The sequence below is a fragment of the Micromonospora sp. NPDC005686 genome (assembly GCF_042871665.1).
Taxonomy (GTDB): domain Bacteria; phylum Actinomycetota; class Actinomycetes; order Mycobacteriales; family Micromonosporaceae; genus Micromonospora.
Map to the genome: position 1 here is coordinate 108798 of NZ_JBIAIY010000010.1, position 26076 is coordinate 134873.

Below are 26076 nucleotides of genomic sequence, written 5' to 3' on the forward strand. Positions count from 1 at the left end.
TACAGTCGGGGCGGTGGACCGCACCGAATCCCTGCCCGCGCAGACGCTCCCACCCGGCGTCGGCCCGACCGACCCGGGCAGTGTGCTGCTACCCGGCCACGACGTGCCGCTCGGCCGCTACACCACGGTACGGCGGCTGCTGCCGCAGCGGCAGCGCCGGATGGTCGGTGCCTGGTGCTTCGTCGACCACTTCGGGCCCGACGACGTGGCCGACCGGCCCGGCATGGAGGTGCCACCGCACCCGCACACCGGGCTGCAGACCGTCACCTGGCTGCTCGACGGGGAGATCCTGCACCGCGACAGCCTCGGCAACGTGCAGCCCATCCGTCCCGGCCAGCTCAACGTGATGACCTCCGGGCGCGGCATCGCCCACTCCGAGCGGTCCCCGCTGGTGCACCCGCCGCTGATGCACGGCGTGCAGCTCTGGGTGGCGCTGCCCGGTCCGGCCCGGGCCGGCGACCCGGATTTCGCCCACCACGCCGACCTGCCCGGCTGGCGTGACGGCGACCTGGACCTGACGCTGCTCGTCGGCGACCTCGGCGGGGAACGCTCGCCCGCGCTCGTGTACACCCCGCTGGTCGGGGCGCAGATCGAGGTCCGCGGCACGGCGCCGGCCACGCTGCCGCTGCGTCCGGACTTCGAGTACGGGCTGCTGGCCATGTCCGGCGCCGTCGAGTGCGACGGCGTGCCGCTGGCCCCCGGCGCGCTGCTCTACCTGGGCCTCGGGCGGGGCGCGCTGACGCTGGTTGCCGAGCCGGGCACCCGGTTGCTGCTGCTCGGCGGCACCCCGTTCGAGGACCCGCTGGTGATGTGGTGGAACTTCGTCGGCCGCTCGCACGAGGAGGTGGTGGCCGCCCGGGAGGACTGGATGGCCGGTCGCCGCTTCGGCGTGGTCGCCGACGACCCGGCGCCGCCGCTGCCCGCGCCCACGCTGCCCACCACCCGGCTCAAGGCCCGCGACCGCAGCGGCGGCGTACGCGGCTGAATGCCGGGCCCTCGCCGGGGTAGTCGGCGGCATGCCGACAACCACCACCAGGCCCGACCTCGCGGACCGCAAGCGGCTCGCCCGCCGGCTCGCCGGGGACGGCCGCGGGTTCGCCGAGTGCTTCGGGTTCCGGGTGACGAACAACCCGGCCCAGTTGTTCCAGGTGCTGTACCTGGCCGTTTTGCTGGCCCGCCGGGGCGACTTCCACCGGGCGGTCGACGCGGCCACCGCGCTGCGCGACGCCGGCTGGGACACCGCGGCCCGGATGGCCCGCTCCCGGCACGAGGACCGGGTACGCGTGCTGCGCGCCGCCGGGCTGCGCGGTGACCTGGCCGGCATCGCCGACACACTCGGTGACCTGGCCCGCACGATCGTCGAGACGTACCGGGGCGACCTGCGCCGGCTGCGGACCGCCGCGCACCAGGACCCGGGCGAGGAACGGCGGTTGCTCATCGCACTGCCCGGAGTGGACGACGAGGTGTGCGACCTGTTCCTGCGCGAGGCGCAGGCGCTGTGGCGCGAGGCGGCGCCGGTGGCCGACCGGCGGGCGCTCGCGGCGGCCCGGCGGCTCGGGCTGGGCCGCACCGCCGGTGACCTCGCCGGACTGACCGGCAGCGGCGAGTCGGAGCAACTGTCGTGGCTGGTCGGAGCGCTGGCGCGAGTGGACCTGGAGCGGCGGTACGCCGAGGTGACCGCCTGAGCGCGCACGTGCGCCCGGACACACTTCCGCGATTCTCACCCGTTCGGCTGATGCCGCGTCGTATGATGATCGTGGCAGCGATGCCCGCCCGGTTCGGGCGAACATCTCACCGTCGCGCGGTCGCGACCCGGTTCGGGCGTGAACCGCGGAGGCAGGTGCTGCGTGGCGCCCCAGGTCGCGGTTCGCGACCCGGGGCGCTCGCCTGTCACGAACCATCCGCACGACTGTCGACGACAGTCGAGCGCCACCGTCCGCGTGCGACGGTCGCGCTCGCGCCGGACACGCCGAGGCCGGCGGCCGTGTCGCCCGCCGGCTCTCCCGCGGTGCTCAGATGCCGCGCAGGTGCTGCGAGACGCGCGGATGGTTGTCCCGGGCCTGCGCCGCGCGCTGTGAGCGGCTCACCTCGGGGGCCGCGTCGATGCCGGCCGAGCGGGCCACCTCGGTGCCGTTGGCGTAGTCCACCGGAGGCAGCGCGCGCAACGCCCGCAACACGTCCGGCGGCGCGCCCTCCCGCTCCGCCTCGCGGATGACGTCGTCCTTCCCGGCCGGGTAGTCCAGCGCGGACAGGTACTCCAGGACATCCGAGTAACTCGCCATGGGTCGGGCTCCTCGCGGCATGAGTCGGGTCGTGACCGGGCGCCGGTTACCCGTCGCGCCGCTGCTCACGCCCGCCACCGGGGAAAACGTGCCGTCTTCGGGCGGCCGTTTCCGCCGGGCCGTCGCGGGTAGCCGCGGTGGGCGCACCGAAGGGGGTACCACCGATGCACTACCTGACCTTCGTGGGCCGGGTCGCCCGGCTCACCGGCACCGGTGAGGACCGGGCCGCCACGCTCACCGCGGCCACGCTGAAGACGTTCGCGGAGCGGCTGACCGGTGGCGAGGTGCTGGACCTCGCCGCGCAACTGCCGAAACCGCTGCAAGGGCTGCTCAGCCCGTATCCGCGTGACGAGGCGGCCGAACGGTTCGGCGCGGCCGAGTTCGTCGCCCGGGTCGCCCGCCGCGCCGACTGCGACGAGAACACCGCCCGGGACGCGGTACGCGCCGTGTTCGTCACGCTGCGCGAGGCGATCAGCGGCGGCGAGTTCCAGGACGTCGTGGTGCAGTTCCCCCGCGACTACCGCGACATGGTGGAACCGGCACTCGCCCCGGCGGCCGCCCACCGGCACTGACCCGGCCGGCAACCGATCAGGCGATCACACCGGCGGCGCGCAGCGCGGCGATCCGGTCGGCCTCCACCCCGGCGGCCTCGGCGAGCACCTCGTCGGTGTGCTCGCCCGGGGACGGCGGCGGACGCCGCACACCGGTAGGGGTGACCGAGAAGCGCGGCGCGGGCGCGGGCTGGGTGACCCCGTCCGGCGCGACGAAGACGTTCCGGGCGCGCAGGTGCGGGTGCTCCGGCGCCTCGGCCCAGTCGAGCACCGGCGCCACGCAGGCGTCCGTGCCGGCCAGCAGCTCCGTCCACTCGTCCCGGGTCCGGGTGCGGAACAGCCGCGCCCAGGCGGCCCGCAACGCCGGCCAGTTCGCCGGGTCGTCCCGGTCCGGCGCGTCGTCGCCGTCGAGCGGGAAGCCGGTGAGCCGGACCAGTTCGGCGTAGAACTGCGGCTCCAGCGCGCCCACCGCCACGTACCGCCCGTCGGCGCACTCGTACGTGTCGTAGAAGGGCGCGCCGCCGTCGAGCAGGTTCACGCCGCGCGGATCCTGCCACAGCCCGATGCCGCGCAGCGCGTGGATCTGGGTCGCCAGCACCGACACGCCGTCGACGATCGCGGCGTCGACCACCTGACCGGGTGCGCCACCGCGGACCGCGTGCAGCGCCGCCACCACGCCGAGGGCCAGCATCATGCCGCCGCCGCCGAAGTCGCCGAGCAGGTTCATCGGCGGCACCGGACGCTCACCGGCCCGGCCCACCCCGTGCAGCGCGCCGGTCAGCGCCAGGTAGTCGATGTCGTGCCCGGCGCTGTGGGCGAGCGGGCCCTCCTGCCCCCAGCCGGTCATCCGCCCGTACACCAGCTTGGGGCTGACGGCGAAACAGTCGTCCGGGCCGATGCCGAGCCGCTCGGCCACCCCCGGCCGGAAGCCCTCCACCAGCGCGTCCGCCCCGGCGACGAGCGCCAGCACCAGGTCGCGGCCGGCGGGCTGCTTCAGATCCACAGCGACCGAGCGGCGGTTGCGGTTCAGCAGGTCGCCGGGGAAGGCGCCGAACCCGCCGCCGCCGAGCCGGTCGACGCGCACCACGTCGGCGCCGAGGTCGGCCAGCATCATCGCCGCGAACGGCACGGGGCCGATGCCGGCCAGCTCGATCACCCGTACGCCGGTCAGTGGTCCGTGGTTGGTCACCCGCGTCACCATAGGGGCCCGGGTGACCGGGCGCCACGCCTCGCCGCCGCACATCAGTTGACCAGGGCAATCAACCGCCTCCCGACTTGGCGTCCGGTCCGGCGTGACCTAGCCTTGTCCGGGCGAGGGGAGTACTTCCCACGAATCATTCCGGTCAGTACGGCAAGCCGCCGAGGCGAGCCCCGGGTGGTTGCCCACGGAAACGTGGGTGAAGGAGACCTCGAACATGACACGGTGTTCGAGGAGGTTCCATGCCCGAATTGTCCCTGCTGGCTGCGTCCGAGCTGTCGTCGATCGGCACTCCCACGCTGTGGGCGGTCACGATCGTCGGCGTGCTCGTCCTGCTGGTGCTCGACTTCCTGGTCACCCGCAAGCCGCACGAGGTCTCCATCCGCGAGGCCCTGGGCTGGTCGGCCTTCTACATCGCCCTGCCGCTGGCCTTCGGCGCCTGGGTCTGGTCCCGCTGGGGCAGCCAGCAGGGCATCGAGTACCTCACCGGTTACCTGGTCGAGAAGTCGCTGTCGGTCGACAACCTGTTCGTCTTCATGCTGCTGCTCGCCGCGTTCGCGGTGCCGTCGGTGCTGGCCCAGCGGGTGCTGCTCTACGGCATCGCCGGCGCCCTGGTGCTGCGAGGCGTGTTCATCGCGCTCGGCGCCGCCGCGCTCAAGACGCTCGACTTCGCCTTCCTGATCTTCGCGCTCATCCTCGTCCTCACCGCGGTGAAGCTCCTGCGCGACGCCCTCTCCGGGCACGAGCAGGAGGTCGACATCAACAAGATGCGGTCGGTGCGGCTGCTGCGCAAGGTCATGCCGGTGGTCGACGAGTACCACGGCACCCGGATGACGATCCGGCAGAACGGCCGGCGGGCGCTCACCCCGTTCGCGCTCGTCGTCGTCGCCGTCCTGGCCACCGACATCGTGTTCGCCGTCGACTCGGTGCCCGCCGTCTACGGCATCACCGAGGACCCGTACCTCGTCTTCGCCACCAACGCCTTCGCGCTGCTGGGCCTGCGGGCGCTGTACTTCGTGCTGCACGCCGCGCTGAGCCGGCTGGTGCACCTCAGCTACGGCCTGGCCGTCATCCTGGCTTTCATCGGCCTCAAGCTCGGCCTGCACTGGGCGCACGGCATCTGGGAGGGTGTGCCGCAGATCCCGACGGTGGCCTCGCTCGGCGTGATCATCGGCGTCCTGGTAATCGTCACCATCACCAGCCTGCGGGCCACCCGCGACAGCGGCGACGGCAAGCGCACAGTGGTGCACGAGGTCCAGGGCGGCGGCTCGGACTGAGGGAACCTGTGCCCCGGCGGGACCGGCGGTGGTACGACTGACGGGTGGGAATCGTCTCGCCCGGCTTCCAGGGCCGGCCCCGTACGTCCGCTCCCGACCTGCCGCCGGGGCAGTATCTCACCGAGGACTTCCCGGTGCTCTCCGCCGGCCCGACCCCGCGTGTCCCGCTGGACACCTGGGAGTTCGTGCTGACCGGCGAGACCGGCGCGGAGTACCGCTGGTCCTGGGACGAGCTGATGGGCCTGCCGCGGGACACCCCGACTGTGGACCTGCACTGCGTCACCCGCTGGTCCAAGCTCGGCACCACCTGGCAGGGCGTCTCCCTGGACACGCTGCTCGACGGCGTCGACACCGACGCCCGGTACGCCCTCGCCCACTCCTACGGCGGTTACACCACGAACCTGCCGCTGGACGACCTGCGCGGCGGGCGGGCCTGGGTGGTGCACACCTACGACGGCAGGCCGCTGCCGGCGGAACACGGCGGACCGGCGCGGCTGCTCGTACCGCACCTGTACCTGTGGAAGTCGGCGAAGTGGGTGCACGGCCTCCGGCTGCTCGTCGACGACCGGCCCGGGTTCTGGGAGACCGCCGGCTACCACGACTACGGCGACCCGTGGCGCGAGCAGCGCTACCAGGGCGACTGACGTGGCGGCGCCGGCCGAGGGGCGCCGCGTCGCCCCGCTGATGTGGCGGGTGGCCCGGCTGGCCGAGCGGCGGATCGAGACGCCCACCGCGCAGACCCTGGTGCTGGACGTGCCCGGCTGGCCGGGACACCTGCCCGGGCAGCACGTCGACCTGCGCCTGACCGCCGAGGACGGCTACCAGGCCGCCCGCTCCTACTCGCTGGCCGGCCCCGCCGACGGCGAGCGGATCGAGGTGACGGTGCAGCGGGTGCCCGACGGCGAGGTGTCGCCGTACCTGACCGACACCTACGCCGAGGGCGACCCGGTGGAGGTGCGCGGGCCGGTCGGCGGCTGGTTCGTCTGGCGCGCCGAGGACACCGCGCCGGTGCTGCTGGTGGCCGGCGGGTCCGGCGTGGTGCCGTTGATGGCGATGATCCGCGCGCGCCGGGCCGCCGGCAGCCGCACCCCGTTCCGGCTCGTCTACTCGGTGCGCACCCCCGACGACGTCATCTACGCCGACGAGCTGCGCCGCCGCGCCCGCGACGACCAGGGCCTGGACGTCGCTCACGTGTACACCCGGTCCGCACCCGAGGGCTGGCGCGGCGAGCCGCACCGGATCGGCCTGGCCGACGTGAACAGCCACGGCTGGCCGCCCGAGCTGGAGCCGCTGTGCTACGTGTGCGGCCCCACCGGATTCGTGGAGACCGTGGCCGACCTGCTGGTGGGGCTGGGTCACCCGACCCGGCGCGTGCGGACCGAACGGTTCGGGCCGACCGGCTGAGACCCGAGGAGGGCGTATGACCGAGCTGTCGTACCTGGACGGCAACATGCTCGACGGGCCGTTGCGCGAGTTGTTCGCCGTCGACCTCAGTGCCACCACCGGCCGCTGCGACACCTGCGGAACGACCGGCCCGATGGCCGGGCTGCACGTCTACTCGCACGCCCCGGGCCTTGTCGCACGCTGCCCGGCCTGCGCCGGGGTGATGGTGAAGCTGGTCCGCGCGCCGCAGCGGGCCTGGCTGGACCTGCGCGGCACCACGTACCTCCAGGTGCCCATGCCGGCCGAGCCGGGTTTCCGTGCCGCGCGCTGATCCGGCCGGGCGGGTCCGCCGCATGTGGCGCAGCCGCCCGACCAGCCGGCCCACTGTCACCGGCACCACGGACAGGCCGAGCTGACCGTTGCGCGGATCGACTGTCGCCGCCACCGCGTACAGCCGGGCACCGTGCCGCGCGGCGTACCGGTCAAGCAGGCGGCCGCTGCCATCGGTGGAGCCGTCGTCGACCGCCACGATCTCCATCCGGTCCGGCCCGATCGTCTGCCGCAGCAGCGAGTTGAGGCATTGCCGCAGGTAGCGCAGCGTGTTGTAGACCGGCACGACGACCCTCACGTCGGGGCGGCTCGTCGCGGGTGGGCGGTGCGTGGTCGGTGGGCGGTGCGTCGCCTCCTCGGCTGCCACTGCTGCTCCTTCGCGCTCGCCCGGACGATCCCGGCGCGACCCAGCGTGGTGAGCGACCCGTCCGGGTGCCGACACCCGCGTGACGACGAGGTGGCCGGAAGGCAGCCGTTGGATACGCGCGAAAGGGCCCGACCCCCGTAGCGGGGTCGGGCCCTTCGTCATGTCGTTCGGTCAGGAGCTGTAGCCGCGGCTGGCGATCCAGCGGGCGAGCTCGTCCACGTCCATCCGGTAGGAGGCCTGGTTCGGGTTGGCCGAGTCGGCGATCGTCACGATCTTCCCGCCGTCGCGGTAGCCCACCACGCTGATGTAGTGGCCACCCTCGAAGGAGTGGGTGTTGCCGTCGGTGTCGGTGGCGGTGCCGGCGATGTTGGCGACCACGGCCCGGCCGTCGTCGACCGTTCGCACCACGTCGGCGCGCAGCTTCTCGACCTTGTCACGGTCGCGGGCCTTGTCCACGGGGATCTCGGTGGACTTGTAGACGTCCTTGCCGGTCTCCTTGTTCAGCACCGGGGTGATGTCGTTGATGGAGTTGGTGCCGGCCTCGGTGGTGCCCATCTCCTCGGCCATGGCGTGCACGTCGATGTTCTTGCCCTGCACGCTCAGCGCGTTACGGGCGGCGGCGGGGCCGCAGAAGTAGAAGTTGGGCTGGGCCTCGTAGCGCACGTCCAGTTCCCGCTCGCCGTGCTTGCGGTCGTTGGTGACGACCTGGGCGGCGCGCTCGGCCGGGGTGGCCTGCGCGGCGATGGCGGGGCCGGCGATGCCACCGGCGGTGGCGGCGATACCGGCAGCGGTCAGAACGGTCTTGCGCAGCAGAGTGGTAGCCATGATCAGTTGCCTCTCTGTCGGGGGTACGCGGCGATGGGGGATGCCGCAAAGAAAGATCAGGTGGCCCGGTATGTGCGTCGGGCCGGTGGCTCGCTCGGGCGGCCAGGGGGATGGCCTGCTCCGGTGGCTCGGGGGATGTAACGACCGGCGTCCCGGCCTGATTCCCGGCCCGCTGGGCGGGCGGTCGGCGGATGCGGCGCGGTCTGCCATGTACAACGCCCCGCACCCGCCCCCGATTCCACCCTCACGGTGGCACCGACCACACCCCCGCCACGCCCAGCCCAGCGAACACCCCCGGGGCGCTAACTGCAAGATCGTGGGAGACCTCGCGGTGAGTGAGATCTTGGTACGAATGGCCCTCATGGGGCGCTCTCCTTCCAAGGTCTCTCGTGGTCCTGGGGAGTGGGACGGTTTTCTCGGTGAGAAGGACGGCGGGTGGGCGGGCGTGACCTGGGTGGGGCCGGACAGGGGCGGTGTCCGAGAGTGGGGCGGTGCGATATCTGCGCAGCGACGGCCGCGTCGCCATCCGCCGTCCCCGCCCTGCCGACGAGGCGGAGTTCGTCGCCGCCGTCCGGCGCAGCCGTGACCTGCACCATCCGTGGCTGTCGGCGCCGGACGACGCGCTGCGGTACGCGGCGTACCTGCGCAAGATCCGGCGGCGGGACAGCTCCGGTTTCCTGTTCTGCGACCGGGAGAGCGGCGAGATCGCCGGGTACGCGAACATCAGCGGCATCGTGCTGGGCGCGCTGCGCGGCGGCTACCTCGGGTACGCGGCGTTCCGGCCGTACGCCGGGACCGGACACGCCTCGGCCGGGGTGCGGCTGGTGATCGGGTACGCGTTCGGGCCGCTGGGGCTGCACCGGCTGGAGGCGAACATCCAGCCTGGCAACGAGCCGTCGAAGCGGCTGGCGCGACGGCTCGGCTTCCGGCTGGAGGGCTTCTCCCCGGACTACCTGTTCATCGACGGCGCGTGGCGCGACCACGAACGCTGGGCGATCACCGCCCCGGACGGGGTGGACTCGGCGCCGGGGCGGTGACCGGCCGGCTCAGCTCCCCGGCTTCGGGAAGGCGACCGGGCTGCGGTGCCCGGCCCGGTCCACCGCCCGTACGCCGAAGAACACGTTGTCCTTGGACAGGTCCACCGTCACCTCGGTGACGTCACCGACCGGCAGCACCTTCTGCCACTGGTCGGCTGTGGTCTCCCGCCACACCACCTCGTACCCGGCCAGGTCCGGCTCGGGCCCGCGCTGCCAGCGCAGCGTGGTGTCGTTCGTGAGGTTCGTGGTCACCACCGTGACGCCCTTGGGCGTGCCCGGCGCCTGGGCCAGCGACCACAGCGTCGCCGCGTTCACCCGGGCCACCCGGGTGATGTAGCCGAAGTCGCAGAACTCCGGCAGGTCGCCGTACTGCACCCCGTCGGCGACCCGCACGTCCTGGTGCTGGTGGGCGAAGTCCTCGTTGGGCTCGGTGAACCGCCCGGCCGGCCACCCCTCGCGCAGGAACGAGATGTGGTCGCTGCCGCGCAGGTAGCGGTCCCGCCGGTAGATGACACGCACGTCCATGCCGGTGGCGGAGTTCTCGGCCACGTCGGTGACGAACCGGGCGAGCTGCCGCGACGGCGAGTCGTTCTCGCCGCCGACGGACTGCCGCACGCTCGCCTCGGCCGGGGTCTCGGCGGTCGGCACCCCCTCGGCGAACAACCGCACGGTACGCGGGTCGCGGGTGCCGTCGTCGGCGGTGCTGCTGCCCACGATGTCGTTGCTGAACATCGCCTGGACGTCGACGCCGGCGGCCTTCAACTGCGAAGCCAGGTAGGCCGAGCCGTACAGCCCCTGCTCCTCGGCGGCCACGGCGGCGAGCACGATGGTGGCCTCGGTGCGGCGGGTGGACAGCACGCGGGCCAGCTCCATCACCACTGCCACGCCGGAGGCGTCGTCGTCGGCGCCGGGCGCGTCGCTGACCGCGTCCATCACGTCGGTGGCCCGGGAGTCGTAGTGGCCGGTGATGACGTACACCCGCTCGGGCGTGACCTCGCCGCGCAGGGTCGCCACCACGTTGGTGATGGTGGTCGGGACGGGGATGCGGGAGGCGGGCTGCTGCACGTACGACTGCAGTTCGACGCTCATCCGGCCGCCGGACGCGGCCGCGTACCCGGAGAGCTGTGCGTGGATCCAGTCGCGGGCGGCGCCGATGCCGCGTACCGGATCGGTCTGGCTGGACAGGGTGTGGCGGGTGCCGAACGCGGCGAGCCGGCGCACGACGGCCTCGATCCGGCGGCTGTCGATCTCGCGCAGCAGGGCGGTCAGCTCGCGGTCGGGGCGCTGCGGCCGGGCCGGCCGGCCCGGCCCGCGGGGCGTGCCGGTCGCGGCGGCGGCCGGGGTGGTGGTCAGGGGGGTGGCGACGGCGGCAGCGGTGGCCGCCGCGGAGGCGGTGAGGAACGTACGCCGGCTGGGCCTCGTGGGCCGGCCCTCGGCGGTCTCGTGGTTTCCCATCCCGGCATCCTCGCGCCGATCACGAGGAATGTCCATATAGCCGTCGATGGATGGATCATGGCACGTTTGCCGCTGGTCTGCCCGGGAACGGCAGCAGGCATGACGAAACCACGGGTGGTGATCGTGGGGGCCGGGTTCGCCGGATACCACGCGGCCAAGACGTTGCGCCGGCTGGCCCGCGGCCGGACCGAGATCGTCCTGCTGAACACGACCGACTACTTCCTCTACCTGCCGCTGCTGCCCGAGGTGGCGGCCGGGGTGGTGGAGCCGACGCGCATCGCCGTGCCGCTGGCCGGCACGCTCGACGGCGTCCGGGTGGTGATCGGCGAGGCGGACCGGGTCGACCTGCAGAACCGGTGGGTCGGCTACCGCTCGGTCGAGGGCGACCACGGGCAGCTCGCGTACGACCGGCTCGTGCTCAGCGTCGGCAGCGTCAACAAGCTGCTGCCCATCCCCGGCGTGACCGAGTACGCCCACGGCTTCCGCGGCCTGCCCGAGGCGCTCTTCCTGCACGACCACGTGGTCCGGCAGATCGAGCTGGCCGAACTGACCGAGGACCCGGCCGAGCAGCGGGCCCGCGCCACGTTCGTGGTGGTCGGGGCCGGCTACACCGGCACCGAGGTGGCCGCGCACGGGCAGCTGTTCACCGACCGGCTGATGGCCCAGCGCCCGCACCTGAAGGTCCGGCCGCGCTGGATGCTGCTGGACGTGGCACCCCGGGTGCTGCCCGAACTGGACCGGCGGATGTCGGTCACCGCCGACCGGGTGCTGCGCAAACGCGGCGTGGACGTGCGGATGGGCACCTCGGTCGCCGAGGCCACCCCGGACGGCGTGATGCTCACCGACGGCGAGTACGTCCCGACGTGCAGCCTCATCTGGTGCGTCGGCGTACGCCCCGACCCGTTCGTGGCCGAGCTGGGCCTGCGTACCGAGAAGGGCCGGCTGGTGGTCGACGAGTTCCTCAACGTCCCCGGCTACCCGGAGGTGTTCGCGTGCGGCGACGCCGCCGCGGTGCCCGACCCGACCCGCCCCGGGCAGGTGTGCGCGATGACCGCGCAGCACGCCCAGCGGCAGGGCAAGCTGGCCGCGCACAACATCGCCGCCTCGTACGGCCAGGGCGTGCGCAAGTCGTACAAGCACCACGACCTGGGCTGGGTGGTGGACCTCGGCGGCAAGGACGCGGCGGCGAACCCGCTGAAGGTGCCGCTGGCCGGGCTGCCCGCCAAGGCCGTCACCCGGGGCTACCACCTGCTGGCCATGCCGGGCAACCGTCCCCGCGTCGCTGCCGACTGGGCGCTGGACGCGACGCTGCCCCGGCCCGCCGTGCAGTTGGGCCTGGTGCCGGCCAACGCGGTGCCGCTGGAGAGCGAGTCACCGGAGCTGGCCCGCCACCGTTGAGCGCCGCCGCACGTACCCGCCGGCCGGCTCTCACCCGCCGGCCGGCGGTTGTTCGGGCGCGACGGAACCACCGGCGGCCGGAGCGCTGTCGGCCGACGGATCGCCGTCGGCGGGCCGCGGCAGGGCCTGCCGCCCGGCCGGGACGAACTCACGCAGCAGCACCTGGACGACGCCCGCCGCCGGAATCGCCAGCAGCGCGCCCACCAGGCCGGCCAGCTCGGCCGACAGCAGCACGCTCACCAGCACCGTCAACGGGTTCAGCCGGACCGCCCGGGCCATGATGACCGGTTGCAGCAGGTGGTTCTCCACCTGCTGGTAGACCACGAAGAAGACGAGCACCACGATGCCGGCGGTGGGGGAGTGCAGGAACCCCGCGCCGGCCGCGACGATCGCCCCGAGCGTGGCGCCGACCAGCGGGATCAGGTCGAACACGGCCACCGCCAGCGCGATCACCGAGGCGAACGGCACACCGAGCAGGAACAGCACGGCGAACGTCAGACCGCCGCAGATCACGCTGATCAGCAGGTTGCCGCTCAGGTAGCCGGTGACGATCCGGGACGAGTCACGCCCGATGCGCCGCAGCCGCGCCGCCGGGCCGTCGCCGGTCAGCCGCAGCGTCGCGGCCACGATCTTCGGCGCCTCCAGGACCATCAGGTACGCCAGCACCACCACGGTCACCAGCGCGGCGACCGCCTGCACCACGCTGCGGACCACCCCTACCGTGGGATCGCCGAGCCGGGCGCCGTACCGGCGGAGCTGGCCGGGTTCGGCGTACCGGAGCAGGTGGAAGCGGTCCAGCAACCGTCCGAGCGGTCCCCGCCCGGCCTGTGCCTCGCGCACCAGATCCGGCGCCCGGTCGGCGAAGCGGCCCACCTCGTCCACCAGCGGCACCACGATCAGCGCGCCGACGGCGGCGAACAGCGCGAACGCGGCCAGGAACACCAGCAGCGTGGCCAGCGCGCGGCGGCGTACCCGCCGTTCGAGGCGGTCCACGAGCGGCTTGAGGGCGACCGCGAAGAACACCGCCACCAGCCCCCACACCAGCACCCGCCGGGTGGCCCAGACCAGTGCCAGCGCGACCCCGGTGGCGAGGACCAGACCGATCACGATCAGCGTCCGGCGCGCGGTGGATCGGTCGTCGGCGGCGCTCATCCGGCGCGGCTACCCGCGACGCCGGTGAGGAAACCCGGCTCAGCCCAGGTCGGCGTCGGTGACCGGGAGCGCGCCGGCGGCGAACGCGTCGAGCGTCGCGCCGTGCAGCACCGTACCGGGCATCGGATCGGCGGCGACGCGGGTGGCGAGCCGAACCACCGGCAGCCGCCCGGCGGCGGGCGAGGCGGCCAGCACCACGTTGCCGTACCGGCGCCCGCGCAGCATCCGCCGGTCGGCGATCAGGCAGACGTCGGCGAACACCGCGCGCAGCGTGGCCACCTGCGCCCGGGTGTGCGCCAGCGGCGGCAGGTCGGTGAGGTTGATCAGGTAGAGGCCGTCCGGGCGCAGCGCCCGGGCCACCTGCGCCGCGAACTCGACCGCCGCCACGTGCGGTGGCATCCGGGCCGCCCGGTAGACGTCGGCGACCACCACGTCGTACGTCCCGGACGGCGCCTCGGAGACCGCCTCCCGGGCGTCGCCGATCGTCACCACCACCTCCGGCGGCAGTGGCGGCAGCTTGCGCCGGACCAGCTCGACCACGGCCGGATCGCGCTCGATCACCCGTTGCGCCGAACCGGGCCGGGTGCGCGCCAGCCAGCGCGGCAGCGTCAGCGCGCCGCCGCCGAGGTGCAGCGCGGTCAGCGCCGTGCCGCGCGGGGCGGCCACGTCGATCGCGGCGGCGATCCGCCGCACGTACTCGAAGTGCAGGTACCGGGCGTCGGCCACGTCGACGTACGACTGCTCGACCCCGTCGGCCAGCAGTGTGCGCCCGGACGGGCGGGCCGGGTCCACCACGATCTCCAGGGTCTCGGCGTCGTCGTGATCCACGGCGGGACACGGTACCGCGCAGCCACGGGCGGCCCCGGCCCGCGTCGGACCGGAGCCGTCCCGCCGCCGGCTCAGCCGGCCGCCATCCCGGCGCCGGCCTCGTCGACTGCCGCGTCCACCCGGTGCGCGAGGTCGACGTCCGCCGCCGTCACGCCGTCGACCTGCTGGGTCCGGACGGTCAGCACGGCGTTGTCCGGGTCCGGCCGCCCGATCTCTGGGGACCGTCCGACGTCGGACTTGAGCCGGTCCAACCGGTCGAGCACCCGGTCCAGGTTGCCGCCGGGCAGCTCGATGGTGCGCACGAGCGACCGCCTGTCGCTGGACCAGTAGGGCAGTGTCGCGAGCGCGTCGCGCAGCTCCGCCTCGGTCAGCGGCGCGGTGGCCGAGGACGCGCCCACCAGGCCGCCGCCGAAGTCGGTCGGCCCGAGCAGGTCACGCAACCCGTCGGGTACGCGCAGCGACTCGACCAGCTCCGCGTCGGCCTCGGCGAGCGCGGCGAGCGTCGCCTCGGCCTGGTAGCGCGCCTGCTCCGGGGTGAGGCGGCTGTACCGGCCGACCTCGGCCAGGAAGCCGGGCAGGTCGCGGCGGCGTTCCATGCCGTGCACCGGCACCACGTCGTGCAGGGTCAGCGGCACCGCCGCCAGCAGCCGCTCCCGTTCCGCGTCGTCCAGCGCCCGGGCCAGGGCCAGCACGGTGGCCTCCGCCGCGACCCGGGCCGTGGGGAAGTCGACCCCGGCACGCCGGCTCACGTCGTCGACGAGATCTCGGTACCCCATCGAGACCCCGGGTGACGGCACCGGGTCCGGCAGCGGGCGCGGCCGCTCCGCGACGGCGACCGGCGGCGGGGCGGGACCACCCCGGGCGCTGTCCGGCTTGTGCCGTCCGGCCGGCGGCGGGCCGGACCGGTCGTGCTGGTCCAGCGAGGTGACCTGCTTGGACGCGCTCAGGCTGGCGCCGGTCTGGCTCGGCCGCAGCCCTCGCTCGCGGGCCTCGCGGGCCAGGGCCCGGCGGCGCTGGTTGTCGCCCTCCATCTGCTTGCGCATCGTCGCACCTCGTTCCTGGGTCGGTTGCGCTTGCGCCGACCGCGTTCCCGGCGCTGCCGGGAAGGTAACGACGGACCGCCCGGCGGACGCTTCATTCGCTGCGGGTGAGGAGCGCTCACCCCGGCGGGCGGCAGGCTCGGACGGACCGGACAACTTCCGACGCACGCGGAAGGGCAGGTCGACATGAAACGGATCGTGGAGATCGTCCCCGCCCGTCCCGGCTGGTACGCCCGCTGGCGGATCGGCCCGGACGCCACCCGCTCCTACCCGGTGACCCTCTGGGCGCTGCTGGAGCAGCACGACGGCAGCGGACGCGAGGTGGTCGGCGTCGACTGTGTCGGGCAGTGGCCCGGAGCGGACGACGACGACATGAGCGGGGACTTCGTCCGTTATCTGTTCAAGACGCCCGATTCCGGCGCGCCGGAGGACGTCGAGGCCCCGGTCGGGCCGTACCGGCAGGCCGCGCCCGCCGCCTGAGCCATCCTCCCGGCCCCCGGCCCCTGGTCCCAGGGTCGGGGGCCACCCCTGTCCGCCGGCTGCACAGCCGGCACTCGCGGGCCGTCGCCCGGGACAGCCGGGCCGGGTCAGCCCACTTCGCGGGCGTCCCTGGCCAGGTCGCGCGGCGCGGCGGCCAGCAGCTCGGCCAGGCCGGTGCGGTCCAGCAGGTGCTTGATCTGCGGGTTCAGGTTCAGCAGGCGGATCGCCTCGGTGCCGGCACGGTGGATCACCACGAGCGCGCTCAGCCCGGAGGAGTCGCAGAGGTCCACCCCGCCGAAGTCGATTTCCAGCTCCTGGTGACCGTCGCGGCGCAGGGCGGCCACGGCGTCGACGAGTTCCGGCGCCGTGTCGAAGTCCAGCTCCCCGGTCAGCCGCACCCGGGCGGCACCGGTGCCGAACCGGTCCACCTCGATGGTCAGCATCTGGGAGGGCACGGACCCATGTTCCCAGCCGGGCGCCCGCGGGAAACCCTCCGGGGTCACGCGGACGCGACCGAGCCCGGCGTGTCGTCGACCGGCGCGCGGTCGAGCAGGCCGGTGACGCCGGTCAGGTCGAGGATGGTCTCCAGGAAACGCGGGACCGCGCGCAGCTCGATGGCGGTGCCGGCCTGCTGGCCCTCCCGCCAGGCGTGCACGATCACGGACAGGCCGCTGCTGTCCATGAACTCCAGGTCGCCGAAGTCGAACACCAGCGTCCGCGGGCGCCCGGCGAGCAGCCGGTCGATCTCGGCGCGCAGCGGGCCCGTCGTGGCGTACGCCAGTTCGCCGCCGACGACGAGCTCCGGGACGGCCGGGTCGGAGCGATCCACGGAGATGCTCACCGGGCCCGCCTCGGGCCTTCTCCGTTGATGAACCACGTCACGCCGCCTTTCCGCGGGCTGCGGGCCGAGCCGGGATTGACAGGATCGTAACAACAGCGGCCTCACCTCGCTGGACGCGCGAGCCGGCCGGCAGCGCCGTGGGGTGGCGGTCCCGGCATACCCGCGTAGGGTGGTCGATGAGACGTGAGCACAGGCGCCAGGTCCGGCGCCCTCGGGTGTCGACGAGGAGAGTGGGGCTCAGCTGGTGACTGCTGCCGACGTCAGGGGTGCCGACCCGGGCGACGGACGGATCTCCACGCCGAGTGCCGCACGGCCTCCGGCGTGGTCCGCCGCCGCGCCGGTGCCGCCCGCCCTGCCGGCGTTGGCGGCCGACCGCGACCTCACCGTCCCGAACTGGTCCGAGGTGGTCGAGCACTTCCGTGAGGGCCTCGTCGTCTGCGACGCCGGCGGTGTCGTGCAGCACGTGAGCCCGGTCGCGGAGCGGTTGATCCCCGAAGTGACGCCCGGTGAGCTGCTGGCCGCGGCCGGGCCGGCCCCGCTGCGCGGCGACGGCCCGGCCGAGTTCACCCACCACGGGCGGCGCCTGCGCGTACGGCCGGTCGCGTTGTCCCACCGGCGCCGCTGCTGGTACGTCGACGACGTCACCGAGATCGTCGGCCGGGCCGACGCGCTGCTCGCCGAGCGGGCCCGCTCCGCGTTCCTCGCCGTGGTCGGCGAGAAGCTCGGCAACCCGCTGCACCCGGACCGGGCCGCCGCCGCCGTGGTGCGCCTGGCCGTGCCCACGGCCGCCGACGTGGCGGTCCTGGTGCTCGCCCCGCGTTCCGGCCGGGCCCGCTGGTGGCGGGCGGTACGCGCGGACGACCGGCCGCCGGTCGTGGACAGCGGGGTGCTGTCCGCCCCGGCGCTTCCCGCGGCCATCGAGGCGGGCCTGACCGGCGCCGAGCCGCACGAGCTGGACTGGCTGGTCGAGCAGGCCGCCGAGGCGGGCTGGCTGCCCGGCCTGGACGCCTCCGGCGCCACCGCGCGGGTGGTGCCGCTGCCCGGCCGGGAGGCGCCGGCCGGTGCGCTGCTGGTGGTCCGGCGTGCCGACCGCTGGTACGACGAGGCCGACGTGGACCTGGTCCGCGCGTTCGCGGCCCGGGCCGGCGCGGCGCTGACCACCGCCATGCTCTACCGCGACCAGGCCGAGGTCGCCGATACGTTGCAGGCCAGCCTGCTGCCGGTCGAACCGGCCGCCGCGACGGGCGTGCAGTGGGGCACCGCGTACCGGCCGGCGCAGGCCGGTCTGCGCATCGGCGGTGACTTCTACGGCTCGCACCGGCTGGCCGACGGCGGCTCGGTCTTCTTCCTCGGCGACGTGTCCGGCAAGGGTGTGGAGGCGGCCGTGTTCACCGGCCAGCTCCGCCAGTGCCTCCAGGCGCTGCACCGGGTCGAGACCCAGCCCGGGCGGCTGCTGAAGCTGCTCAACGACGCGCTGCTGGAGACCACGCAGGCGCACGGGCAGGGCCGGTTCGCCACCATGGTGCTCGGCGTGGCCCGGCCGCACCGCGACGGCGGCCTGACGCTGACCCTGGCCGGCGGCGGGCACCTGCCGCCGCTGGTGCTACGGGAGTCCGGTGACGTCGAGGTGGTGCCGCTGCGCGGCATGCTCATCGGCGTGGTGCCCGATCCCCGCATCGGCGAGGTGACCGTACAGCTCGCGCCGGGGGAGACCTGCCTGCTCTACAGCGACGGGGTGACCGAGGCGCGCGGCGGCCGGCGTGGTGCCGAGCAGTTCGGCGCCGAGCGGCTCCTCAACGCGCTGGCCGGCTGCCACCGGATGCCCGCGCCGGCGCTCGCCGAGCGGGTCGAGCAGGTGACCTGCGACTGGCTCGCGCACGGCGACCACGACGACATCGCGGTGCTGGCGCTGCGCGCCACCGGCCCGGCCGGGCGGGCGCCGCGACACCTGCACGCCGTGCCGGATGCGGCCGGGACCAATCGAACGAGGGAGCCGTCCGCGTGACCGTGCCGACCATGGAGGCCGACCCGGGGCACGCCTTCCCCCGCTACCTGGAGTGCCTGGCCGACGCCGACGAGTTGGCCGCCGTGGCGGTGGCCCGTGAGCTGCTGGAGGCGGGCGTGCCGGCCGAGCGGGTGCTGCTGGACCTGGTCGCCCCGGCCCAGGCCGAGGTGGGTGAACGCTGGGCCCGCAACGAGTGGAGCGTCGCCCAGGAGCACGCCGCCACCCACATCAGCGAGCGGGTGGTGGCCGCGGTGGCCGCGTACGCCGATCCGCGCCCGACCCGGGGGCGGATCGTGGTGGCCTGCATGGACGGTGAGTGGCACGCGCTGCCGGCCCGGCTGGTGGCCGAGGTGCTGCGGCTGCGCGGCTGGCAGGTGATCTTCCTCGGTGCCAGCGTCCCGGCCGCGCACCTGGCCTCCTACCTGCACCGCTACGACGCGGAGGCGGTGGCGCTGGCCTGCGCCCTTCCCATGCGGCTGCCGCACGCCCACCGGATGGTGGAGGCGTGCCGCCGCTCCGACGTGCCGGTGGTGGTCGGTGGCCGGGGCTTCGGCGACGACGGCCGCTGGGCGCGCGTGCTCGGTGTGCCGTGGGCGCCCGACGCGCCGACCGCGGCGGATCTGGTGGCCGACGAGCGGGCGCTGCGTGAGACGCCGCCCGCGCGGCTGGACCACCTGGCCGACGACGAGTACGCCAGCCTGGTCAAGCGGCGCGGCGAGCTGATCGACAGCGCCCTGGCCGATCTGCGGGAGCGGATGCCGTCGACCGCCGACTACACCCCCGCGCAGCTCGACTCCACGATCAGCGACCTCGGCTACATCCTGGACTTCCTGGCCGCCGCCCTCTACGTGGACGACGCGACGCTGTTCGCCGGGTTCGTCGAGTGGCTGGTGGAGATCCTGGTCAGCCGCGGGGTGCCGGCCGGCGCGGTCGGGTCGACGCTGGAGCACTATGGACAGCAGCTCCGCGACTTCCCGCGAGCGGCTGCCTTCCTGGACCGGGGCCGGGCCCTGGTGGGCGGGCTGTCGGCGGCGGGCCGCTGACGGGAATCCGGCCGGCCGTCGCATATACTTGCGCTACTGCAAGGGTTCGCCTGCGGTGGGAGCGAGAGGGGCCGCTGTGACGTTCACCGTCACGTACGCCCAGCGGGACGGGGGCGGCGCCCACCTCCGGCTGACCGGCGAACTCGATCTCAGCACGGCCGGCGAGCTGCACTCGACGATCGACCGGCTGGTCGCCGAGGGGCGGCGCGAGCTGCTGCTCGACCTCACCGACCTGACCTTCTGCGACTCCGCCGGGATCGCGGCCTTCGTCCGGGGGGACAACCTCGTCGCCGCCGACGGCGGCTGGTTGCGGCTCACCGGGGCGACCGGCCGGGTGGCCCGGGTGCTCCAGGTGACCGGGCTGGCCGAGGTGCTCCACCACGACCTCGGCGCCGCCGACCCGACCGCGCCGGCCGCCTCCTGATCCGGTACATTTCCCCGCCAGCAGCCGGCCGTGCGCCGGGCGCCCTCCTCACCACGAAGCAGGTAACCCGATGGGTCAGACCAGCCCCAGCCCCGTTCGCATCCTCGTGGTGGACGACGACCCGGGCGACGTCCTGATGATCGAGGAGGCGCTCGCCGACTCGGACGTCGACAAGGTCATCGACGTCGTCGCCGACGGCCAGGAGGCGATGGAGTTCCTCCGCCGCGAGGGCCGGCACGCCGAGGCGCAGCGCCCGGACGTGATCCTGCTCGACCTGAACATGCCCCGGATGGACGGGCGGCAGGTGCTCGGCGAGGTCAAGGGGGACGAGAGCCTGCGGACCATCCCGATCGTCGTGCTCACCACCTCCAACGCCGACACCGACGTGGTCAGCAGCTACACGTTGCAGGCCAACGCGTACGTGACGAAGCCGATCGACCTGGACGACTTCAACGACGTGGTGCGCCGGATCGACGAGTTCTTCGGCCGGGTGGTCGTGCTCCCGAAGCACTCGTAGGGGCGCGGAGTCCGGGCCCTCGCATCCTGAACATTTTGCGGGAACGGCCGCGCCGGGCGCGTGCAGACCGCAGGATCGGCAGGTGGGGACGCGCACCGGCTGCCTGGGGGGCGACGCATGAGGTTCTCGGTGGTGGAGGCCGGTTACGACCGGCGGCAGGTCGACGCCTGCCTGGACGAGCTGAGCCTGCGGCTGGGGCGGCTCGCGGCGCGAGCGGAGGGCGCCGCCGGGGCCGGCCGGGAGTGGGACCAGATCCGGTCGGACGCCCTGCACCTGTGCGACTTCCTGCGCCGTCGTACCGCCCCGGTCGAGGAGGGCGCGTCCCGTCCCTCGGCGGCCGAACGGGAGGCCGCCGAGCTGCTGGCGGCGGCCCGCGCCGAGCTGGCGGCCGCACGCGAGGAGGCCCGCCGGTTGCGGGAGGAGGCGTACGCCGAGGCGGTTCGCGCGCGCCGCGACTTCGAGGCGGCCCTGCTGGCCCGCCGCCGCCGGGAGTCCCGGGTCGACGAGATCCTGGCCGGTGCGCGGAGTGAGCGGGTGCCGGTGGACACCCCCGCCGCCGCGGCGAGCGTGCGGCCCGCAGGCACCGGGCGCAGCGCCGCCTGACCGGGTCAGACCAGCGCGGCCACCACTGTCGTGGCGCGGCCCTGATGCCGGGCGTACGCGTCCGGATAAGCGGACACCTGCACCGCCTGGGCGGCGGCGGTGACGCTCATGTCCTCCCAGCCCGGCACTTCGCGCAGCGCGGCGTAGAACGCCCGGGCGGCGTAGGCGGGCCGCATGAGCTGGGCGACGGTGCCCCAGCCGCTGCTCGGCCGCTGTTGGAACAGGCCGATCGAGTCGTGGTCGGAGCCGCTGCCCTGGTGCGGGTGATCGAAGGACTGCGGCAGCACGTCGCTGGCCAGGTTGTAGAGGTTGCTCTCCTGCATGGCGGTGGCCACCGCCACGACCATGGCCCGGCGGGGCATCTTCATCTCCCTCCCCACGTCGACGACGGCCTTGGCGTTGTCCATCTGCCGCTGGTCCAGGCCGGCGACCGGGCGCGGGCGCTGGGCGCGTACCGGCTCGCGCGGCGGCTTCCTCGTCGCCGGGGCCGTGCTGGGCGTGGGGGCCGGCGGTGGCAGGACCGCGGCGGCCGGTGGCGCGACCCTCGTGACGTCGCGGGACGCCCGCTGCTCGGCGGCGGCCCGGTCGGCGACCGCCTCACGTACCTCCAGGTGCGCCGGGGCGCTCTCGCCGACGCCTGCCACACCGATCAGGCCGAGGCAGCAGGTGACGCCGGTGGCCACCGCGATCCGGCCGGGCACGGACCGGGCGGGGCCGCGCCGTGGGGGTCCCGGGGCGCGGTGCCGTCCCACTCGCCGTTCGGCTGATGCCGGGTCAATCGTTCGGCGAACCGGGCGGTTGGCGGGCAACGGCTGATGATCGGGTTCGTCGGGGTGCACTCGCCGAGGCTAGAAAGCCTGCGGGCCGTTGCCATCGGGGGGATTGGTGGCATGCGACACAATCTGCCGGATTAGTTGCTGACATTGGGTGCGTATGAGCATGAAAAGCGCCAATGATGCGTACCCGAAAGGGGCCTCATGTCGGTTTCGCCATGGCGAAACGGGCGCCGGGTCGCTCCCGGGGGCGGCGTACGCCCGCCTCCTCCGTTCGGCGGAGGGTGCCCTGGTCGGCCGGTCCACGCCCGGCGGCGGTCCGCCGACCCGGGCGACCTGACCCCGACGCGGTGCGCGCCGACTCGGCCGATCGGCTGGTGGTGCTCGGCGACCTGAACACCGCCACCACCGACCGCGTCTTCGACCCGCTGACCCGGGTGCTCGGGGACGCGCAGGCCGACGCCGGGCAGGGATTCGGCTTCACCTGGCCGGCGGAGCTACCGGTCACCCGGCCGGACCACGTCCTCCACCGGGGGACTGACGCCGGCCACCGCCGGGGTGCTGCGCACCCCGGCCAGCGACCACCGCGCGGTGACCGCCGGCTTCCGCTGGTGAGCGCTCAGTGCCGGCCGTTCTCCGCCGGGGTCACGGTGAGCCGGTGCCGGCTCGGGTCGCCGCTGGAGAAGGGCCAGAGCCGGTCGGCGTACGCGACCAGGTCGGCCAACTGCTTCCGGGTCAGTCCCGCCGAGGAGATCTCGGCGTGCACGTCGGCCCGGTAGCGGCCGTCGTCGTCGCGGCCCAGCTTCGCCTCGGCGGTCACCTGCACGGTGTGCGCCTCGTCGGTGATCTCCCCGGCCGCCTCCACCGCCGCGTGGTGCAGGCAGGAGGCGAACGCCGCGGCCAGGAGCTGCTCCGGCGTCAGGCCGGTGCAGTGCGGCGCCAGCGGGGACGCCAGGGCGGAGGAGAGCCCGCCGTCGTCGGTGCGTACGTGACCGCCCGCCGCGGTCGCCGTGGCCGTCTCGGTCAGCCAGGAACTCGGATCCGGCATCGCGTTCCTCCCGTCACTCACCGGCCCGCGTTCCCGGAGCCGCAGCGGCGAAACCGCGCCCGGGCCGGCAGTAGGAGCGCTCAGCCGACCCGGCCGCTGGGCGCGGCGTCGACGGCCATCGCCTCGGTGGCCTCGGCGGCGGCGCGGCTGGTCCACGGCGACACCTGCGACGCGCGCTGCCGGGGCAGCACCGCGGACATCGGCACGTAGACCCGGGCGTCCACGGCCTCGGCCAGCAGCAACGCGGCCATCGGGCTGGTCGGCCGGGCAGACGGGTCGGCGTCGAGGCAACGGCGGCACAGCTCGGCCACCTCGCCCGGCAGTCCGGGCACCTCGGGCAGCGGCCGGGGCGACCGGCGGCGCGACCCGAGCAGCTGGGTGGCGCTCCCGGCCTCGTACGGCAGCTCGCCGGTGAGGCAGTAGTACAGCAGCACGCCGAGGGCGTACATGTCGGCGGCCGGGGTGGCCGGCTGCCGGTCGAGCTGCTCCGGCGCCAGGTACGCCGGGGTGCCCACCACGACGCCGTCCGGGGCGGGGTCGGGTGCGCCGGCCGGGGTGGCGATGCCGAAGTCGAGCACCTTCACCCCGCACGGGGCGAGGATCACGTTCGCGGGCTTCACGTCCCGGTGCACGATGCCGTGGGCGTGCGCGGCGGCGAGCGCGGCGCACACCTCGGCGCAGACCCGTACCGCGATGCGCCAGTCCAGCGGCCCGCCGCGCAGGTGCTCCGCGAGCGTCTCGCCCTCGGCCAGCTCCATCACGATGTACGGCACCGGGCGCCCGTCCGGCAGCGTCGCCGTGCCGAAGTCGTGCACGCTGGCGACGTTCGGGTGCACCAGCCGCGCCGCCGAACGCGCCTCGGCCCGGATCCGGTCCACCGAGCCGGCGTCGCCGTCCAGCGCGGGCGAGATGAGCTTCACCGCGACGACACGGTCCAGCACGCGGTCGTGCGCGCGCCACACCTCCGACATGCCACCCAGGCCGGCCCGCTGTTCGAGCTCGTACCGCCCGCCCAGCGTCCTCATCGCCCACTCCTCGCCTCGTCCGGTGTGCCCTCCGGTCCCGCTACCCGGCCCCGGAGCTGTGCAAACCGCTGAGGGTCCGCGCCCCGGCGGGGTAGCTTCGCGGCGAGGGCGTCGAGGAACGGAGGGCAGCGGTGGCCGCGGTGCGCGTACGGTTCGTCGGCGGGCCGGCCGACGAGCTGTCCCGGGATCTGCCCGCCGGCCCGGACGGCGCGCCGCCGCCCCGGTGGGTGCTGCGTCATCCGGAGGAATCGGCCGGGGGCGTGGCCGACCACCTCTACGAGCGCGACGACCACGCGTCACCCGGTGGCTGGACGATGCGGTACGTGCACACGTTCCCGTTCGGCGCGACCGAGTGAGGCGCTCGGACGCGGGGCGCCGGAGCGATCGGGCGCGAGGCGTCAGCCCGGCCCGACGCCTGTGGTGCCGAGGATGACCGAGGCGACCAGCTCCGGATCGTCGTGCATCGGCACGTGCCCGCAGCCGGGCAGGTCCAGGTGCCGCGCGGCGGGCAGCCGGGTACGCGCCAGCGCCGCCTGCCGGTAGGGCAGGATCCGGTCGCGTGTACCCCAGGCCACGGTGACCGGCACGGTCGGCGCGCCCGCGTAGGCGTATCCCCGGCCGGCGCGGGCGACGGCGCGGAACGCCCGTGCCTGGCGCAGCGCGCGAGCGTCGGCGAGCGCGTCGTCGAGCGCCATCCGGTTGGGCCGGGCCAGGATCATGCCCATCGCCAGCATCCGCAGCGCGGGCGCGGCGAACAGGCGGCGCAGCACCGGCTCGGGCAGCCGGGCCGCGTTGCGGTGCAGGGACAGCACGGTCAGCGCCCAGCGCAGCTCGCGTGCGGTGCAGAAGCCGGCCGGTGACAGGGCGGTCGCGGAGGTGACCGCGCCGAGCGCGGCCAGCTCCAACGCGATCGCGCCACCGAGGCTGTTGCCCGCGACGTGCGGGCGTTCCAGCCCGAACGCGGCGAACAGCTCGACCATGGCGGCGGTCAGGCCGGGCATGTCGGCGGGCAGCCCGGCGGCGGGCACCGGGGAGCGGCCGAAGCCCGGCAGGTCGACGGCGATCACGTCGTGCGCCTCGGCGAGGCGGTCCAGCACCGGCCGCCAGGCGCCACAGTGGTGACCGATGCCGTGCAGCAGCACCAGCGCCGGCCCGGCGCCCCGCCGCTCGTAGACGACGTCCACCGGCGTAGTCACGGCCGCGCCTGCGGCGTGCTGGCGCCGAAGCCCCGGCCCAGCGCCCGGGACTGCTCCTCGATCAGCGGTACGGTGGCCCGGGCGGTCCGGCCCACCAGGCGGTCGGCCAGCGGGCTGACCAGCACCGACCGCACGGCCTGCACGCCGGCCACGGCGCGCGGCACGTACACCCGGCGGCTGCGGCGCTCGATCGCCCGGACGAACGCCTCGGCGCACTCGGCCACGGTGGTGGTGCGCCGCAGCGGCCACGGCAGCTTCGCCAGGGCCGTTTCGAAGGCCGGCAGGTCGGCGCGCGCCTCGCGGACCAGGTCGGTGTCCACCCACGACGGATGGGCGGTGCCCACCGCCACGCCCCGGTGCGCCAGCTCCAGCCGGACCGCGTTGCCGAACTGCTCGACGCCCGCCTTGGAGGCGCAGTACGCGGCCATGCCGGGCAGCGCGGCGAACGCCGCGGCCGAGGAGACGATCAGCAGGTAGCCGCGCCGGTCGACGAGCGCCGGCACGGTCGCCGCGGCGGTGCGCATCACCCCGATCAGGTTGACCTCGACGGTACGCACCAGCGCCTCGACGTCGCCGACGGCGATCGTGCCCCGGTTGGCCACCCCGGCGTTGGCGACCACCGCGTCGATTCCGCCCAGCGCCGCCGCCGTGCCCTCGACCGCCTCGGCCAGCGCCTGCTGGTCGGTGACGTCGGCGGCGAACCAGGCGTGCCCCGGCCCGAGTTCGGCGGCGAGCGCGGCGAGCCGGTCGGGTTCCAGCCCGACCAGTGACAACCGGGCGCCGCGTGCGGCGGCGAGGCGGGCGGTGTGCTCGCCGATGCCCCGGGCCGCGCCGGTCACCAGCACCACCTTGCCGGCCAGCCGGCCGGAAAAGCGACCATCGATGGACATGCCGGGAAGTTACCACCGGGTAGCACCGGTGCGGAAGACCCGCCGGACCTGCCCGGATCGGCACCGCGCGTCGCGCACAGCTGATACACAGGATCGGGACAGCCCGGC

At 74.6% G+C, this 26076-nt stretch carries 30 protein-coding genes and 1 pseudogene; 16 read left to right on the forward strand and 15 right to left on the reverse strand.

Going from position 1 to position 26076, the window contains the following annotated elements; genetic code table 11:
* Positions 1-13: 13 nt before the first annotated feature.
* Positions 14-985: a pirin family protein gene (locus tag ACFYON_RS22625; RefSeq protein ID WP_387189205.1), complete on the forward strand. Its 972-nt coding sequence runs from the start codon at positions 14-16 to the stop codon at positions 983-985.
* Positions 986-1016: 31 nt separating this feature from the next.
* A complete protein-coding gene (locus ACFYON_RS22630) occupies positions 1017-1685 on the forward strand; it encodes a hypothetical protein (protein ID WP_354873566.1) in 669 nt (222 codons plus the stop codon).
* Positions 1686-2012: 327 nt separating this feature from the next.
* Here ACFYON_RS22630 and ACFYON_RS22635 read toward each other — a convergent pair whose 3' ends face one another.
* Complete coding sequence (locus ACFYON_RS22635) at positions 2013-2282, reverse strand: DUF2795 domain-containing protein (protein WP_030502657.1); 270 nt, start codon at positions 2280-2282, stop codon at positions 2013-2015.
* A 164-nt stretch (positions 2283-2446) separates the two neighbouring features.
* On the opposite strand from ACFYON_RS22635, the gene ACFYON_RS22640 reads away from it, so the two are divergent.
* On the forward strand, positions 2447-2854 hold the full coding sequence (locus tag ACFYON_RS22640) for a DUF2267 domain-containing protein (RefSeq protein ID WP_354873564.1): 408 nt from the start codon (positions 2447-2449) through the stop codon (positions 2852-2854).
* Positions 2855-2870: 16 nt separating this feature from the next.
* Here the strand turns inward: ACFYON_RS22640 and ACFYON_RS22645 are convergent, their stop codons facing one another.
* Positions 2871-4034 carry a CaiB/BaiF CoA-transferase family protein gene (locus ACFYON_RS22645; protein WP_354873562.1) on the reverse strand — a complete coding sequence of 388 codons (1164 nt, stop codon included), beginning with the start codon at positions 4032-4034 and terminating at the stop codon, positions 2871-2873.
* A gap of 239 nt (positions 4035-4273) precedes the next feature.
* Between ACFYON_RS22645 and ACFYON_RS22650 the strand changes: the two genes are divergently transcribed.
* From ACFYON_RS22650 to ACFYON_RS22665, 4 genes are read left to right on the forward strand one after another with little or no spacing between them, the layout of a single operon-like run.
* Positions 4274-5308 carry a TerC/Alx family metal homeostasis membrane protein gene (locus tag ACFYON_RS22650; RefSeq protein WP_354873560.1) on the forward strand — a complete coding sequence of 345 codons (1035 nt, stop codon included), beginning with the start codon at positions 4274-4276 and terminating at the stop codon, positions 5306-5308.
* 44 nt (positions 5309-5352) lie between these two features.
* Positions 5353-5952, forward strand: coding sequence for a sulfite oxidase-like oxidoreductase (locus ACFYON_RS22655; RefSeq protein ID WP_355096556.1), 600 nt, complete (start codon positions 5353-5355; stop codon positions 5950-5952).
* A 40-nt stretch (positions 5953-5992) separates the two neighbouring features.
* Positions 5993-6712: a ferredoxin reductase gene (locus tag ACFYON_RS22660; RefSeq protein WP_354873772.1), complete on the forward strand. Its 720-nt coding sequence runs from the start codon at positions 5993-5995 to the stop codon at positions 6710-6712.
* A gap of 16 nt (positions 6713-6728) precedes the next feature.
* Entirely contained in the window at positions 6729-7022 is a 294-nt protein-coding gene (locus ACFYON_RS22665) for a DUF6510 family protein (RefSeq protein WP_354873556.1), read from the forward strand.
* A gap of 141 nt (positions 7023-7163) precedes the next feature.
* Here ACFYON_RS22665 and ACFYON_RS22670 read toward each other — a convergent pair.
* Both ACFYON_RS22670 and ACFYON_RS22675 read right to left on the reverse strand, forming a co-directional pair.
* A pseudogene (locus ACFYON_RS22670) lies at positions 7164-7319 on the reverse strand (glycosyltransferase); the annotation flags it as partial.
* A gap of 240 nt (positions 7320-7559) precedes the next feature.
* Positions 7560-8213, reverse strand: coding sequence for a C39 family peptidase (locus ACFYON_RS22675; RefSeq protein ID WP_387321033.1), 654 nt, complete (start codon positions 8211-8213; stop codon positions 7560-7562).
* A gap of 491 nt (positions 8214-8704) precedes the next feature.
* Between ACFYON_RS22675 and ACFYON_RS22680 the strand changes: the two genes are divergently transcribed.
* Positions 8705-9250 (forward strand): GNAT family protein, encoded by a 546-nt coding sequence (locus tag ACFYON_RS22680; protein WP_355096702.1) that lies wholly within the window; start codon positions 8705-8707, stop codon positions 9248-9250.
* Between the two features lie 9 nt (positions 9251-9259).
* On the opposite strand, the gene ACFYON_RS22685 is transcribed toward ACFYON_RS22680, so the two are convergent.
* Positions 9260-10705: a M20/M25/M40 family metallo-hydrolase gene (locus ACFYON_RS22685; RefSeq protein ID WP_354871731.1), complete on the reverse strand. Its 1446-nt coding sequence runs from the start codon at positions 10703-10705 to the stop codon at positions 9260-9262.
* Positions 10706-10804: 99 nt separating this feature from the next.
* Between ACFYON_RS22685 and ACFYON_RS22690 the strand changes: the two genes are divergently transcribed.
* A complete protein-coding gene (locus tag ACFYON_RS22690) occupies positions 10805-12103 on the forward strand; it encodes an NAD(P)/FAD-dependent oxidoreductase (protein WP_355096704.1) in 1299 nt (432 codons plus the stop codon).
* Positions 12104-12133: 30 nt separating this feature from the next.
* On the opposite strand, the gene ACFYON_RS22695 is transcribed toward ACFYON_RS22690, so the two are convergent.
* From ACFYON_RS22695 to ACFYON_RS22705, 3 genes are all read right to left on the reverse strand, one after another.
* On the reverse strand, positions 12134-13255 hold the full coding sequence (locus ACFYON_RS22695; protein WP_354871736.1) for an AI-2E family transporter: 1122 nt from the start codon (positions 13253-13255) through the stop codon (positions 12134-12136).
* A 39-nt stretch (positions 13256-13294) separates the two neighbouring features.
* Positions 13295-14083, reverse strand: coding sequence for a spermidine synthase (locus tag ACFYON_RS22700; RefSeq protein WP_387189435.1), 789 nt, complete (start codon positions 14081-14083; stop codon positions 13295-13297).
* Positions 14084-14154: 71 nt separating this feature from the next.
* Positions 14155-15126, reverse strand: coding sequence for a DUF2267 domain-containing protein (locus ACFYON_RS22705; RefSeq protein ID WP_354871741.1), 972 nt, complete (start codon positions 15124-15126; stop codon positions 14155-14157).
* Between the two features lie 183 nt (positions 15127-15309).
* On the opposite strand from ACFYON_RS22705, the gene ACFYON_RS22710 reads away from it, so the two are divergent.
* On the forward strand, positions 15310-15603 hold the full coding sequence (locus ACFYON_RS22710; RefSeq protein ID WP_354871744.1) for a hypothetical protein: 294 nt from the start codon (positions 15310-15312) through the stop codon (positions 15601-15603).
* Between the two features lie 107 nt (positions 15604-15710).
* Here ACFYON_RS22710 and ACFYON_RS22715 read toward each other — a convergent pair whose 3' ends face one another.
* A complete protein-coding gene (locus ACFYON_RS22715; protein WP_354871745.1) occupies positions 15711-16058 on the reverse strand; it encodes an STAS domain-containing protein in 348 nt (115 codons plus the stop codon).
* Positions 16059-16102: 44 nt separating this feature from the next.
* Positions 16103-16444 (reverse strand): STAS domain-containing protein, encoded by a 342-nt coding sequence (locus ACFYON_RS22720; RefSeq protein ID WP_354871748.1) that lies wholly within the window; start codon positions 16442-16444, stop codon positions 16103-16105.
* Between the two features lie 244 nt (positions 16445-16688).
* Here ACFYON_RS22720 and ACFYON_RS22725 point away from each other — a divergent pair, with 244 nt between their 5' ends.
* The 5 genes from ACFYON_RS22725 to ACFYON_RS22745 all read left to right on the forward strand — a co-directional run bounded on the left by ACFYON_RS22725 (position 16689) and on the right by ACFYON_RS22745 (position 21036).
* A complete protein-coding gene (locus tag ACFYON_RS22725; RefSeq protein WP_354871750.1) occupies positions 16689-18449 on the forward strand; it encodes a PP2C family protein-serine/threonine phosphatase in 1761 nt (586 codons plus the stop codon).
* Positions 18446-19492, forward strand: coding sequence for a cobalamin-dependent protein (locus ACFYON_RS22730; protein WP_354871753.1), 1047 nt, complete (start codon positions 18446-18448; stop codon positions 19490-19492). Before ACFYON_RS22725 ends, ACFYON_RS22730 begins: the two co-directional genes overlap by 4 nt.
* Positions 19493-19568: 76 nt before the next feature.
* Complete coding sequence (locus tag ACFYON_RS22735) at positions 19569-19916, forward strand: STAS domain-containing protein (protein WP_354871756.1); 348 nt, start codon at positions 19569-19571, stop codon at positions 19914-19916.
* A 70-nt stretch (positions 19917-19986) separates the two neighbouring features.
* Positions 19987-20433: a response regulator gene (locus tag ACFYON_RS22740; protein ID WP_354871758.1), complete on the forward strand. Its 447-nt coding sequence runs from the start codon at positions 19987-19989 to the stop codon at positions 20431-20433.
* 117 nt (positions 20434-20550) lie between these two features.
* Complete coding sequence (locus tag ACFYON_RS22745) at positions 20551-21036, forward strand: ATPase (RefSeq protein ID WP_354871761.1); 486 nt, start codon at positions 20551-20553, stop codon at positions 21034-21036.
* A 5-nt stretch (positions 21037-21041) separates the two neighbouring features.
* Here ACFYON_RS22745 and ACFYON_RS22750 read toward each other — a convergent pair whose 3' ends face one another.
* The 3 genes from ACFYON_RS22750 to ACFYON_RS22760 form a co-directional block, all read right to left on the reverse strand.
* A complete protein-coding gene (locus ACFYON_RS22750) occupies positions 21042-21875 on the reverse strand; it encodes a hypothetical protein (protein WP_387188870.1) in 834 nt (277 codons plus the stop codon).
* A gap of 553 nt (positions 21876-22428) precedes the next feature.
* Complete coding sequence (locus tag ACFYON_RS22755) at positions 22429-22857, reverse strand: OsmC family protein (protein WP_354871766.1); 429 nt, start codon at positions 22855-22857, stop codon at positions 22429-22431.
* 80 nt (positions 22858-22937) lie between these two features.
* The gene (locus ACFYON_RS22760; RefSeq protein WP_354871768.1) at positions 22938-23882 is read right to left on the reverse strand and encodes a serine/threonine-protein kinase; all 945 of its coding nucleotides are present in this window, start codon (positions 23880-23882) and stop codon (positions 22938-22940) included.
* Between the two features lie 131 nt (positions 23883-24013).
* Here ACFYON_RS22760 and ACFYON_RS22765 point away from each other — a divergent pair, with 131 nt between their 5' ends.
* On the forward strand, positions 24014-24238 hold the full coding sequence (locus tag ACFYON_RS22765) for a hypothetical protein (protein WP_354871770.1): 225 nt from the start codon (positions 24014-24016) through the stop codon (positions 24236-24238).
* A gap of 42 nt (positions 24239-24280) precedes the next feature.
* Here ACFYON_RS22765 and ACFYON_RS22770 read toward each other — a convergent pair whose 3' ends face one another.
* Together ACFYON_RS22770 and ACFYON_RS22775 are read right to left on the reverse strand one after the other, a co-directional pair.
* Complete coding sequence (locus ACFYON_RS22770) at positions 24281-25078, reverse strand: alpha/beta fold hydrolase (RefSeq protein WP_354871772.1); 798 nt, start codon at positions 25076-25078, stop codon at positions 24281-24283.
* Positions 25075-25968 carry an SDR family oxidoreductase gene (locus ACFYON_RS22775; protein ID WP_354871774.1) on the reverse strand — a complete coding sequence of 298 codons (894 nt, stop codon included), beginning with the start codon at positions 25966-25968 and terminating at the stop codon, positions 25075-25077. The genes ACFYON_RS22770 and ACFYON_RS22775 overlap by 4 nt, the downstream gene beginning before the upstream one ends.
* Positions 25969-26076: the final 108 nt, after the last annotated feature.

Coding starts and splice junctions, on each gene's coding strand:
- ACFYON_RS22695 (WP_354871736.1), bottom strand. CDS start 13,255: ATGAGCGCCGCCGACGACCGATCCACCGCGCGCCGGACGCTGATCGTG.
- ACFYON_RS22755 (WP_354871766.1), bottom strand. CDS start 22,857: ATGCCGGATCCGAGTTCCTGGCTGACCGAGACGGCCACGGCGACCGCG.
- ACFYON_RS22650 (WP_354873560.1), top strand. CDS start 4,274: ATGCCCGAATTGTCCCTGCTGGCTGCGTCCGAGCTGTCGTCGATCGGC.
- ACFYON_RS22705 (WP_354871741.1), bottom strand. CDS start 15,126: ATGCGCAAGCAGATGGAGGGCGACAACCAGCGCCGCCGGGCCCTGGCC.
- ACFYON_RS22745 (WP_354871761.1), top strand. CDS start 20,551: ATGAGGTTCTCGGTGGTGGAGGCCGGTTACGACCGGCGGCAGGTCGAC.
- ACFYON_RS22775 (WP_354871774.1), bottom strand. CDS start 25,968: ATGTCCATCGATGGTCGCTTTTCCGGCCGGCTGGCCGGCAAGGTGGTG.
- ACFYON_RS22665 (WP_354873556.1), top strand. CDS start 6,729: ATGACCGAGCTGTCGTACCTGGACGGCAACATGCTCGACGGGCCGTTG.
- ACFYON_RS22710 (WP_354871744.1), top strand. CDS start 15,310: ATGAAACGGATCGTGGAGATCGTCCCCGCCCGTCCCGGCTGGTACGCC.
- ACFYON_RS22635 (WP_030502657.1), bottom strand. CDS start 2,282: ATGGCGAGTTACTCGGATGTCCTGGAGTACCTGTCCGCGCTGGACTAC.
- ACFYON_RS22645 (WP_354873562.1), bottom strand. CDS start 4,034: ATGGTGACGCGGGTGACCAACCACGGACCACTGACCGGCGTACGGGTG.
- ACFYON_RS22660 (WP_354873772.1), top strand. CDS start 5,993: ATGTGGCGGGTGGCCCGGCTGGCCGAGCGGCGGATCGAGACGCCCACC.
- ACFYON_RS22690 (WP_355096704.1), top strand. CDS start 10,805: ATGACGAAACCACGGGTGGTGATCGTGGGGGCCGGGTTCGCCGGATAC.
- ACFYON_RS22685 (WP_354871731.1), bottom strand. CDS start 10,705: ATGGGAAACCACGAGACCGCCGAGGGCCGGCCCACGAGGCCCAGCCGG.
- ACFYON_RS22760 (WP_354871768.1), bottom strand. CDS start 23,882: ATGAGGACGCTGGGCGGGCGGTACGAGCTCGAACAGCGGGCCGGCCTG.
- ACFYON_RS22640 (WP_354873564.1), top strand. CDS start 2,447: ATGCACTACCTGACCTTCGTGGGCCGGGTCGCCCGGCTCACCGGCACC.
- ACFYON_RS22675 (WP_387321033.1), bottom strand. CDS start 8,213: ATGGCTACCACTCTGCTGCGCAAGACCGTTCTGACCGCTGCCGGTATC.
- ACFYON_RS22630 (WP_354873566.1), top strand. CDS start 1,017: ATGCCGACAACCACCACCAGGCCCGACCTCGCGGACCGCAAGCGGCTC.
- ACFYON_RS22740 (WP_354871758.1), top strand. CDS start 19,987: ATGGGTCAGACCAGCCCCAGCCCCGTTCGCATCCTCGTGGTGGACGAC.